11 protein-coding genes are annotated in these 12,248 nt (G+C 36.2%); 6 read left to right on the top strand and 5 right to left on the bottom strand.

Annotated elements, in window-relative coordinates; all coding sequences use genetic code 11:
* The first annotated feature begins 219 nt into the window (after nt 1-219).
* The 4 genes from ACTQ5K_RS17520 (at nt 220) to ACTQ5K_RS17505 (ending at nt 5,157) form a co-directional block, all read left to right on the top strand.
* A complete protein-coding gene (locus tag ACTQ5K_RS17520; RefSeq protein ID WP_441994144.1) occupies nt 220-777 on the top strand; it encodes a thioredoxin family protein in 558 nt (185 codons plus the stop codon).
* A gap of 238 nt (nt 778-1,015) precedes the next feature.
* Complete coding sequence (locus ACTQ5K_RS17515; RefSeq protein WP_235252463.1) at nt 1,016-2,767, top strand: ABC transporter ATP-binding protein; 1,752 nt, start codon at nt 1,016-1,018, stop codon at nt 2,765-2,767.
* A gap of 43 nt (nt 2,768-2,810) precedes the next feature.
* On the top strand, nt 2,811-4,574 hold the full coding sequence (locus tag ACTQ5K_RS17510) for an ABC transporter ATP-binding protein (RefSeq protein ID WP_441994146.1): 1,764 nt from the start codon (nt 2,811-2,813) through the stop codon (nt 4,572-4,574).
* Between the two features lie 82 nt (nt 4,575-4,656).
* Complete coding sequence (locus ACTQ5K_RS17505; protein WP_251629187.1) at nt 4,657-5,157, top strand: MarR family winged helix-turn-helix transcriptional regulator; 501 nt, start codon at nt 4,657-4,659, stop codon at nt 5,155-5,157.
* A gap of 67 nt (nt 5,158-5,224) precedes the next feature.
* Here the strand turns inward: ACTQ5K_RS17505 and ACTQ5K_RS17500 are convergent, their stop codons facing one another.
* A complete protein-coding gene (locus tag ACTQ5K_RS17500; protein ID WP_031536169.1) occupies nt 5,225-5,539 on the bottom strand; it encodes a hypothetical protein in 315 nt (104 codons plus the stop codon).
* Between the two features lie 228 nt (nt 5,540-5,767).
* On the opposite strand from ACTQ5K_RS17500, the gene ACTQ5K_RS17495 reads away from it, so the two are divergent.
* Nucleotides 5,768-6,433, top strand: coding sequence for a Crp/Fnr family transcriptional regulator (locus ACTQ5K_RS17495; RefSeq protein ID WP_031536170.1), 666 nt, complete (start codon nt 5,768-5,770; stop codon nt 6,431-6,433).
* 107 nt (nt 6,434-6,540) lie between these two features.
* Nucleotides 6,541-6,732 (top strand): YgaP family membrane protein, encoded by a 192-nt coding sequence (locus ACTQ5K_RS17490; RefSeq protein ID WP_031536171.1) that lies wholly within the window; start codon nt 6,541-6,543, stop codon nt 6,730-6,732.
* 133 nt (nt 6,733-6,865) lie between these two features.
* Here the strand turns inward: ACTQ5K_RS17490 and ACTQ5K_RS17485 are convergent, their stop codons facing one another.
* The 4 genes from ACTQ5K_RS17485 to ACTQ5K_RS17470 form a co-directional block, all read right to left on the bottom strand.
* Nucleotides 6,866-7,051: a hypothetical protein gene (locus ACTQ5K_RS17485; protein ID WP_251629192.1), complete on the bottom strand. Its 186-nt coding sequence runs from the start codon at nt 7,049-7,051 to the stop codon at nt 6,866-6,868.
* Between the two features lie 1,796 nt (nt 7,052-8,847).
* Nucleotides 8,848-9,594 (bottom strand): hypothetical protein, encoded by a 747-nt coding sequence (locus ACTQ5K_RS17480; protein WP_441994143.1) that lies wholly within the window; start codon nt 9,592-9,594, stop codon nt 8,848-8,850.
* 1,110 nt (nt 9,595-10,704) lie between these two features.
* A complete protein-coding gene (locus ACTQ5K_RS17475) occupies nt 10,705-11,820 on the bottom strand; it encodes a mechanosensitive ion channel family protein (RefSeq protein WP_441994142.1) in 1,116 nt (371 codons plus the stop codon).
* Between the two features lie 136 nt (nt 11,821-11,956).
* Nucleotides 11,957-12,103 carry an N-acetylmuramoyl-L-alanine amidase gene (locus ACTQ5K_RS17470; protein ID WP_441994141.1) on the bottom strand — a complete coding sequence of 49 codons (147 nt, stop codon included), beginning with the start codon at nt 12,101-12,103 and terminating at the stop codon, nt 11,957-11,959.
* Between the last annotated feature and the right edge of the window lie 145 nt (nt 12,104-12,248).

The raw sequence follows: 12,248 nt of genomic DNA, 5'->3' as shown, positions 1-12,248 counted from the left end.
AACGAATAAGAAAATCAAAAAAATAATTCAAAGTCAACTTGAACAGTGGATCGCTGGCCTTCCTAATTATATCAAGGCTTATTTGCCGATATCACTCTGCGAAAGTTGAGTAATCATCTATCAAAAAAAGAAATTTATCCCAAATCTGAAAAATAGAATGAAAAACAGTTAAATAGTAAAATAATAGACAAGGCATACATAAAAAGGAGAGGTATATAAATGAAGACAGAGCAACAGTATTTCGAAGAAGGTTCTACCATCCAAGCGTATATGGACAACATGAGTACATTAAAAGAGGAAAGCTATGAGGTGCATCAAAACTTTACATTGCCTGAAGATGGCTTTGCAGCAGAATTAAAGCAACACAACCTCCACTTTTTAACCATAACAGAGGATTGGTGTGGAGATGCAATGGTGATTAATCCGATTCTTCGCAAATTAGTGGAAGCGGCTGATCTTCAGATGCATGTGGCACTTAGAGACGCGGACACGGATTTAATTGATAGACATTTAACAAACGGCGGCAGAGCTATTCCGATGGTCCTTGTTTTAAATGAACAAGGGGAGCTAGTCGGCAAGTGGGGACCAAGGGCGCCAGAGGTACAAGAGATGGTGACAGAAGGTCGAGCTAAGCTTCCAGCGAAAGAGGACCCAGCATTTGCGGAAAAGCAAAAGGAATTTTATAGGCAATTACAAAAAACGTACCGAACGGATCCGGCAATTTGGACATATGTGTACAATAGCTTTAAGAGTATGTTAAAAGAAATCATAAAATAAAGGAAAAACAGCTCCCAACGTTGGAGCTGTTTTTTTCTTTACCCACGAGATGGAATTATTTTCGTTTGACATTTAGCGATAAAATCATTAATATAATCGCATACGATATATCGGATGCGATACATCTTATTCGATTAATTTTTGTTTGATAATTATTTGTAAATAGGGTCCAGAATAGCAGAGAGGATTTACAGCGAAAAAATAAATGTGTTTTGCTGCAGGAGGAGGAATAGATTCCATGTTAAAAATCTTGAAAAATTTTCAAAAAAGTGACTGGATGTTTATCACATTTGCCCTTATTTTTATCTTTGGGCAGGTATGGCTTGATTTAAAACTTCCAGATTATATGGCGGAAATCACTAGACTTGTACAGACAGAAGGTAGTGAGTTAAGTGATGTTCTCAAACAAGGTGCCTTTATGATGCTTTGTGCAGTGGGAAGTATGGCCGCTTCGATTATAACTGTATTTTTTGCGGCAAAGGTTGCTGCTGGTTTTTCTAATCGACTGCGTAAAAAAGTGTTTGATAAAACTTTATCTTTTTCCATGGAAGAACTGTCTAGTTTTTCGACAGCGAGCTTAATTACTCGTTCTACCAATGATATTATGCAAGTGCAAATTCTAATTATCCTAAGCTTGCAGATTGTGATAAAGGCTCCGATTATTGCTGTTTGGGGCATTTTTAAGATTATGGGAAAAAGCTGGGAATGGACTGCTGCTACAGGTGTAGCGATTGCTATATTATTAGTATTAATTGCCATCCTAGTTTTTGTGGCCCTGCCTAAATTCAAAGTAATCCAGAAGTTAACGGATAATCTTAATATGGTAACAAGAGAGAATTTATCAGGAATCCGTGTGGTTCATGCGTATAATGCAACTCGTTACCACGAGGATAAGTTTGAGAAAGCGAATAAGGAACTGACAGATACGAATCTTTTTACAACAAGAACAATGGCTGTTATGATGCCAACGATTACCCTTATTATGTCTGGAATGAGTCTTGCTATCTATTGGATTGGAGCGGTGATCATCAACAATGCTCCTATGGCAGATAGATTGCCTTTATTCTCTGATATGGTTGTATTCTCTTCCTATGCCATGCAAATCATCATGGCCTTTATGATGGTTTCTGTTGCATTCGTCATGCTTCCTCGTGCGGCTGTTTCTGTAAGAAGAATCAACGAAGTGCTCGATACAGATGTGAAAATAAAGAGTGGCACGAAGACAGAAGGGGACAGCAAAGGGGAAATCGAATTCCGCCATGTAAGCTTTAAATATCCTGGTGCGAGTGATTACATTCTCCGAGATATTAGCTTCACTGCATCCAAGGGAGAGACAGTAGCCATTATTGGTTCAACTGGTAGTGGAAAAAGTACCCTTCTCAACCTGATTCCACGCTTTATGGATGCTACAGACGGGGAAATTTTAGTGGATGGTCAAAATGTGAAAAATTATAAGTTGGAAGCTTTGCGAGATAAAATAGGCTATGTATCTCAAAAAGCTGTTATGTTCAGTGGTTCGGTTACATCCAATATTGCTTTCGGTGGGGAGATTAAGCAATCAGAAGATAAAGTAAAACGAGCCGTAGAAATTGCCCAAGGGAAGGATTTTATCGAAAAAATGGATCAGCAATATGAGGGAACTATTTCGCAAGGTGGAACCAATCTTTCTGGTGGTCAGAAACAGCGATTATCGATTGCCCGTGCTATTTACAAAGATCCAGAAATCTATTTATTTGACGATTCTTTTTCCGCATTGGACTATAAAACAGACCGTGTCCTCCGCTCCAAGCTTAAAGAGGAAATAAACGATGCTACAAACATTATTGTTGCACAGCGCATTGGAACCATTAAGGATGCAGACCGAATTCTTGTATTAGATAAAGGAGAAGTAGTCGGAATAGGGACACATGATGAGCTGATGGTTACTTGCGATGTTTATCAAGAAATTGCCTTATCACAATTATCAAAGGAGGAGCTCGAAATTGGCTAAGAAAAAGGATGTTAAAGAAACGAAAAATCAATCAACAAAATCGATTCCTCCAAATGCAAAAGGCATGAAATTTTCTAGCTTGAAGGAACTAGCGGTTTACTGTAAGGCGTATTTTCCAATCATTCTACTTGCTTTAATTCTTGCGATGACAGCCTCTATCTTTAGCATTATTGGTCCTGACCAGCTTAGCAAAATGACGGATTATATTACAGAAGGATTAATGGGAGAAATTAACCTGGATGCTGTCTATGATGTCGCTATTTTTCTCGTATTCCTTTATGGTTTAGGCTATATTTTCAACTATGTTCAAGGTTTTATTATGGCTACCGTCACTCAAAGGATTTCCAAGCAATTAAGAAGAGATATTTCGGGAAAAATTAATCGATTGCCTTTAAGCTATTTTGATAATACAACAACAGGGGATGTCCTTAGCCGTGTAACAAATGATGTCGATATGGTTGGACAGACAATGAACCAGAGTGTTAGTAGCTTAATTACGGCTATTACGATGTTCATCGGTTCGTTAATCATGATGTTCTATACAAATTGGATTATGGCTATTGCCGCTATTTTATCTACATTTATCGGCTTTGCGTCTATGGGTATGATCATTTCGAAATCACAGAAATACTTCGCCCAACAGCAACAAGAACTTGGAAAACTAAATGGCCATATCGAAGAAATCTATTCCGGTCATAATGTTGTGAAGGCATATAATGGAGAGCAACAAGCAAAGGATGCTTTCTCTGCCATTAATTCACGCCTATTTGAAAGTGCGTGGAAATCACAATTTATGTCAGGGTTAATGATGCCATTAATGATGTTTATCGGAAACTTTGGCTATGTCGTTGTATGTATTGTTGGTGCTGTGCTTGCTGTTAATGGCCATATTTCATTTGGAGTCATCGTTGCCTTTATGCTGTACATTCGCTTATTTACACAGCCCCTGCAGCAAATTGCGCAAGCAGCGACAAATCTACAGCAAACAGCAGCGGCAAGTGGTCGTGTTTTTGAATTCCTAGCAGAGAAAGAGCTTGTAAAAGAAGACGAAAAGAAAGAAAAACTGCAAAATGTCAAAGGCGATGTGGAATTTAAGCATGTACACTTTGGCTACAGTGAAGATAAAGCAGTTATCAAGGATTTTTCCGTAAAAGTAAATGCTGGTCAGAAAGTAGCAATCGTTGGACCAACTGGTGCTGGAAAAACAACATTAATCAACTTGCTTATGCGTTTTTATGAAGTGAATGGCGGAGAAATTATGATTGATGGTGTCCCGACTAACCAAATAACACGAGAATCTCTTCATGACCTGTTCTGCATGGTTCTTCAGGATACATGGATATTTGAAGGCTCTATCCGTGATAATATTGTTTATTCCAGAGAAGACGTATCTGATGAAGAAGTAGAAGCAGCTTGCAAATCAGTTGGCTTGCATCACTTTATTCAAACATTGCCAAACGGGTATGATACAATTTTAGATGACAAGACGAGCTTATCGGCAGGGCAAAAGCAGCTTATCACCATTGCCCGTGCGATGGTAAAAATGGCACCATTGCTCATTTTAGATGAAGCGACTAGCTCTGTAGATACACGCACAGAATTGCTGATTCAACAAGCAATGGATATGCTGACAGAAGGAAAAACTTCTTTCGTTATTGCCCATAGATTGTCAACGATAAAAAATGCTGACTTAATTCTCGTAATGAAAGAAGGAGATATTATTGAAGCAGGAACACATAAGGAACTAATGGAGAATAATGGTTTCTATGCAGAGCTTTATAATAGTCAGTTTGAAGAAGCGTCTTAAATTTTACCTAAGCCAAGAAAGACTCGCAGTTTGGCTTTAAGAGTTTTTCTTCATCATAACTTTTGAAGAAAGGAGTTAACAAATGCTAGATAGGGCCACGTATATTTGGGAATCCATCGATTTCTTGAATCGTTTTATCATGAAGAGTCTCCAGAGACATGCAGAAGAACATGGAATGACTGCCCCGCAAGTACGCGTCATTCTAGAGGTCTTTATTAATAAAAAAATTAGTGTCAAGGAGCTAACCCAAAACCTTCGCATGACACAGAGTACGGTTTCAGATATTGTAGAAAGACTAACGGAAAAAGGGATTCTTATCAAGAAACCGAATCCACAAGACAAGCGATCTGTTCAGATTATGTTAACAGAAGAAATGGTAAAAATAATCGAAGAAACCTCACCAAAGCCGATTCAGCAAATAATGGGTGCGGTATTAGATAATTTGCAGCCAAGCGAGCAAGCGACTGTTGAAGAAGGAATAAGGCTATTGGTAGCAGCAGTGGGCGAGAAGATGGAAGCAGATGGAATCGAGAGCTTAGAAGATTTTGAAGTGCTATTTTTACCAAAAGAGAAGAAAAAGTAAAAGAAAAGGGAAGCCATGTTCAACGCCTAGTTAACATGGCTTTGGCCTGTCGAGAATGCTTATTTACTTAAAAAAATTGTTTTTCCTTACGTGCTAAAAACTGTTCCAATGCTTCGTTACTATCAATCCCCATTCTTTCCGCTAAAATAATGAGCCACCAGATGGATTCGCCAATTTTATGCGTAAGCTCTGCCTCTGGATCATCACCAGTTGGCCATCTCTCTTGCTGCGCCATTGATAATCGCCCAACCAATGCAGCATCTGTAAGAAAAGCAAGTGCATCTTCCGCAACAGACCACTCTGAACCATGGTATTGTTTTTCTAATTGATGATAAGCCTGTCTAATTTGAAGAGAGCGTTCTACTGCTTCTTTAAAATTCATGTAAAGGATCCTCCTAATAATGTTGTTAGATGATGGAATGAGGATTCCACCATCTGCTTCACTTACTAAAAATAACATAGGAAAGTTGACAGCATGTTGTCATGTTTAAAGCCTGATTTGTTTTGATTTGAAAAATAGGAAAAGATATAACGAATGCTATAATATAGAATTAACAAATAAATCCTATCCTATGAAATAAATAAGAAGAAGGTGAAAGGAGAAGAATCGATGAGTAATAATGTACAGGACCATTTACCAAAGATTGTTTCTATTTTCCCTGATTTAGCTGATTTGCCAGAAGAAGAATGGCGCAAAGCTGGAATTGATGTAAAGAAACTGGAACCAGCTCAAACGATACCAGAAGGAATTATTCTAGATTATGCTGTTTTTATTTTAGATGGAAGGGTGAGAATGTACAAAGTAAGTGAAAGTGGGCGCGAAATAACGCTATACCGAATAAGTGATGGAGAGTGTTGTCCTTTAATGAGCTCGAGCATTTTAGGGGGAACAGAATATGAAGCATCTGCTAGTGTGGAAACCCACAGCCTCGCGCTTTTCATTCCAACACCAATCTTTCGGGAGTGGTTTGATACATATAAGAGCTTCCGCCAATTTATCTTTCAATCGATTTGCGGAAGAATCCTCACCCTTTCTAAATTACTCGATAACATTAATTTCAAATCCATTCGCAGCCGAGTAGTAGAATATTTGTTAGAACAAGCGGAAGGAAATGTTATCAAAACAACTCATGATACATTAGCAATCGAACTAGGATCAGTTCGCGAAGTAATTAGTCGCACACTAAAACAACTAGAAAAAGATCAATATATCGCATTGACGCGAGGAAAAATCATGATTTTAGACCGAGCAGGCTTAGAAGAATTAGTAGAATAACGACATGCTAAAAAATTTTTCTGCTTTTATTCGTTATGTAACTTAGTTACGGAGTTCATGCTCCTCCTCCTGCTAAGATAGAAATATCTTGAAAGGAGGAATTAACAATGAAAAATGTCGGAGGATTTGATAGAGGTTTTCGCATCATATTAGGAATTGCCCTGTTATCACTATTTTATTTTTTACCAGGGTATTGGAAGCTATTTGGCCTAATCTCCCTTCCTTTACTAATCACTGGACTTACACAAAAGTGTGGCATCAATAAATTGTTAGGTAGAAATACTTGTAGAATTAATTAAGCTTGTACTTGGATGAAAGGGCAATCCCCCGCCGATAAAGAAAAGTAGGTGGGGGGTGCCTAACTATTTAGGGGTGTTTTGATAGGAAATATTATTCCGACTGATGAATAGAATGAATAGCTAACAAGACTTCCTATGGTTGCCGATACTTTTGAAATCTTATTGTATTGTCACCTGAATTACTTAATTTTCTTCTTAAAAAGGATACATCCTTATTTATCATCGTACATAAATAAATCATAAATCCACTAAATAAACTGGATAAAAGCGTACTTGCTAGTAAAAACCAGATTATTTTTTTTGCCCCATTCCATGCCATTCTTACACCTCCTCAACTTGAAGGTATTATCTGTTAAATTAATGGATGTTATACTTTATTTCCGATACATTCTATAGATAAGAAAAGGCAGACTTCCATTAAATAAATATCCCTTTATAGAGCAAAACAAAAGGCACCTAAAAAGGCGCCCTATACTATATTAATTATCTCTATGTCACTATCTTCAAATTCCATTTCTAGCAAATGTTCATACTCTAAATTATCTTCGGCACTTATTAAAGGTTTTTCGATGATAGAATTAATCCATTTTCCCAACATTTTAAAGCACCTCATTTCGTTAGTATAATACGCATATACCCTATACCTTTATTTTATAAAAGTATTATGAACGATATGTTTAGCAAATATGAAATATTTATTAAGCTTTTTTCGGTGACATTTTTCGGTAACAGGCACCACAAAAAGACAAATTTCATGAATTGTACATATGAGAAGGACACTGAATGAAGACAATAAGGGTTATCCGTCGTATACACCAACTTAGGTTGAAAGTGTTTATCTTGTAGGAAACAGAAAAACGATTGTTCATATCCAAAAAACGCGAGCAAATGAATGCAAAACAAAACAAAAGACACTTCTCCCAGTCATCCGTTATTTTCTTCCATTCACCACTCAATCCTTATTTCCCCAACACATGTAACAGAATCTTTATCCATCCAAAGAAAGAAGTCCATAATGGAATACTGATGCCTAATCCAATCGTGAAGCCTTTAACAAATTTCTCGTTTTCCATGTAGAAACACTCCTCGATAATGACAAGTCCACTTTACCCTTGATAACAGTTATTCTAACCACTTATTAGAAAAATAGTAGGAAAAGCCCGAAATACAACATGGAATAATACATCAATTTACTACTCGCTTATTAAAAAAAGAAGTGAACATTAGCTCACTCCTACTTCAAAACTCAATCTAATTTCTGCAACTGAAACAACCTAGCTTGATAATCTCCCCGCACAGGCTCGCCGACACCATTCTTACATGCACTTCGCCCATGCCCTTTTTGCCGTTTAGAATATAATGTTTCGAAATACCGGTGACAGGCACCATAAAAAGACAAACTCTTAGAAGTGTACATATGGAAAGGACAGTTTCAGGGAAAAACAACAAATATACAATAGTATAGTGGTGGATAACTAAATTAAATGGAATGAGTAGCGAAATCGGAGAGTGAACAATGCATATATAATCCAACTCGGGTGAGAAATGATCCAATAACATATATCGCTTTTCACAAACAGCTTATAGTAAAAATAGTAGGAATGGTTCGAAAGGCTACATGGATAAATACATCTATTTACTCACTGATATCGCTTGTTGAGAAAAATCACAATCTTCTATTCGGAGTAAGGTGTGATAATTATAGAAAAGGGAAATTAAAAAGGGGGAAAGGGGTATCGCGTTTTAAATATATTAGATGTTTAATAAGAAAGTAAAAAGATAGTACTCAAGTGTGAGAAAAATAAATCAATTTTTGTAGTATAAACTTCATCAAAATCAACAATTATTAATTGCCCTTTTAATTCGGGAAATAATAATTTTATTCTTATTCTTTACCCTTGAAAAAGAGCAAATGAACAACCTTCATTTCTGGAAAATGGCGCTATCATGAAGGTTGCTATTTTAATTGTGCTTTAATGAGATTTTCACATAATAGTATCCTTTTAATAAGCAAAATAAATAGCCACTTATAGCGACTATTTTAAACCTTGTTTTTTTGTTATTCTTAAATCTAATGTTACTATAAATGAATCTAGATTCAAACATAGAAAAAACTTATGGAAGTTTGATATCGTATGGGCGATTATAAAGCCTTTTAAGCCATATTACAGTTGGATGGTATTTGTATTCTTTCAACTTAAATACTTTTGAATTTACTAGCAACAAGCCTAAATTCTTTAATTCTCCACATCCTAAAATTAAGTAAAATGCGAAGTGCTCATCAGTTTCATACTGTACTCTTATTAAATTCCCTGTTTCACTAAAAAGTATTCTCTTCTCCTCTTTCAAAAGCTCTAGATTAACAGAATCGTTAGCGTAGTATCTCTGTAACTTTTCAAAAACGGTGTCCGATAAAGTTGCAAAGTCAGTTGCTGACTTAAGAATATCCTCACCACCTTTCCTTCCATCAACTATCCCAACCAATCCAAATAAGTGTGTATTCCTATCAGTACCGTATCTTTTAGACTTTTTTTTCAGTGGATTTTCCCATTCAGTAATATAGGACTGTTTATATGGTGATAAAAAAACTCTATCTATTGTACCATGTGGATTTTCCTTCAGTACATTGACCATATTTTCAATATTATCTGCAATAGGGGATAAGTAAGCTGCACTATTTACATCAAACATTGAACCGTTCGGAGAATGAACATCAATATAAAAATCTAATTTATCCCCATTATTTGGACCTGATACAAGGTCAGGCGTTCTAAAGTAAGTACTAGATTGGAATTTAATAAATTTATTATTGCCCTCGCCTCTCTTCAATTCTGGGCATTTTAAACGTTTTAATGCTTTCATTGCAATTCTTATAGATTCTTGGTCAGTTTTCATATATTTTTAGTAGTGAGGTTTTTACCTACTACATTCCTCCTTAATACCAATAATCTGTATGATTTAAATAAATACCGTAAAGTGGCTTCTTTTTTATATAATAGTACCCATAGGTTATTAAAATAGCAATAATTAGGGGATGTAAATTATATTCCCCCGTATTTAATCTCTATACAATAGTACTAAATTGTAAAAAATACACAAATTTATTATTTTATTATATAGTCAGAATAAATAATATATAGGAGTTGAACTTTTTGATTTTAGATTGTCTCTGTTGTAAAAAAAGAAAAGTATATATAGAAATTGATTCAGGTCATAATAGCAATCGATATAGTGGCTTCTGTGAGTGTGGAGCAACCTATAATTACACTAAAGATAACAAAGGGATGACTATTGAGCGTCTTTCCAAATGCAAAAATGGCGATCCTATACCTTTTCCTTAACACACTATATTGTAGTGTGTCTACCTTTATTTGTAGTTGAAAGTCTGTACTATTTATGAGAAGTTTGTCCTTCTTCCATTACATCAATTGCTCCTTCAAATTCTTTTCTGGTTTTTTAAGTTTTCATAACCTTGTTTCAACGAATTTAAAGAATCATCTGCTACGGAAGGAATAAAGACATAAGTCATTTTTTCTATGAAAGTATCTTTTGTGGAGTCTTCAAAAACAGAGTATTCCATTTTTAGTTCATCTTTATTACCTGAAAAGTAGGTGATTTGAATACGCATTTCTAAAAGTAACATTCTGTCCGTATACACTGATTATATGGTCTTTTTGTATAGCCATTTAATATCCTCCATATTGTTTTATTACTATAAGCGATATCCGTATTTGTAAATATATCGCCAGCATGGTATAGAGAAAAATATACTAAGTTATATCAAGATACAAAACCAGTCATAGCTAAATTTAATAGAAGTATGATGCAATGAATGTGGAGAAGTAAGAAATTCTATGGAAACAAAAGGAGAGATGCAATAATTAAAAATAAATTAGTTGTAGTTCAATATTGAAAAAGGGACAGCCTCAAAGCGCATCAAAGCACCTAAGACCAATCCCTCAAGAAAAACCATCATTCCCCAGCCATCAGCTTTTTCCCTTCCTCTTTCTCTGGCAAATAAATCTGCTGACTAGGCAATGCGATTTCTATTCCGTGTTTCTCTAAAATATTTAATATTTGTAAATTCGTATCTTCCTTCACTTCTAAAAACTCTGACCAAACGGTAGTTTTCGAGAAGAAATAGATGAAGACACCTAAACTGTAATCTCGGAATTCCGTGAATCGCACCATGATGACATCTTTATGTACACCTTGGTGTGCATGAAGCATTTCTTCTATTTCTCTTAAAGCGACCCGTAATTTTTCATTTGGCGTGCGATAGGAGAGCGCCAATTCATAGCTGATTTGTCGCTTCGCCATTTTAGACCAGTTTGTGATCGCTTCATTGGAAAGCTTTGAGTTAGGAACGGTTACAATCGAATCAGCAAATGTGCGAATTTGCGTACTGCGGAATGTGATATCCTCGACTGTTCCTTCCACTGAAGGAGATTGAATCCAGTCCCCCTTGGAAAATGGCTTTTCCGTAATAATCACAACACCACCGAAGAAGTTAGCAACAGTATCCTGTGCTGCTAAGGAGAAGGCAAGACCAGCAACCCCGAGACCAGCAACGAAGGCACCAATTTGAATATCCCAAATGTCCAATATGCTAACAGCAGTAAAGATAACGACAAGCATTCGGAATACCTTCCCTAAGAAAGGAATCAGCATGCTATCAGCATCTAGCTTTGTTCGTGACACCAGTCGTTCAAAAGGATTCGATTGATCGGAAAAATACTGAAAGATTCCCCAGCCGATTAACCCGATAATAAAGGACTTATATATCTGTTGCACAAAGTAGAAAGTAGTAATCGGAAATGGCAAATAAGTTAAAGCCAAGTAAGTTCCGATAATGACCCAGAACCAACGAAGTGGTTTTTCAAACGCTAATAATATTTTGGAAACCGTAGCTACTGGTAATTTCTTTACCATTCCTAATACTAACTTGAAAATATAGGTCGTAAATAGCTTTCTAAACCCTAAAAAAACAAGAAAGATTAGCAAGGCAATCCCAATATCCATCCAGTTAAACCGCTCAAAAGCAGCGATAAATCGCTCCCATTGCGACCATACTTGTAAATCATCCATCTAAATCACCTCGAAAAACATTATAGCATAGGAATGGGCAAACCCAAGCAACTCACAAAAAGAGTAAATAAAATGTAATATGACAAGCCTATCCATAGAAAAAAGGATCAGCATTCCTGCTAATCCTTGATTAAAGTTAAAATCTTTCAAAATACTCTTCGATGCCATCTGTAATTGCTTTTGCTAATTTATTCTGATAGCTGCTCGTTACAAGCTTTTTACGCTCAGCTGTATTATTAATAAATCCAAGCTCCAGTAATGTCTGGTTGTAAAAAACTTCCAAACCATCATGCTATGCAGTACTAAACATAATCAATAAAACCTAGTTATCTTCACAACGGCGGTGGACTGGAATAATTATCGCACGGAGCTCCAACCCATCTTCACCGCCATGCTCCCAGCTAATCTTTTTAGCATTCCAATTGTTC

Origin of the sequence: Niallia sp. Sow4_A1 (assembly GCF_052116745.1) — a bacterium.
In the GTDB taxonomy this organism is placed as follows: domain Bacteria; phylum Bacillota; class Bacilli; order Bacillales; family Cytobacillaceae; genus Niallia; species Niallia hominis.
Note: the sequence above shows the minus strand (reverse complement) of the source record. Positions and strands in the feature narration are given on the sequence as shown.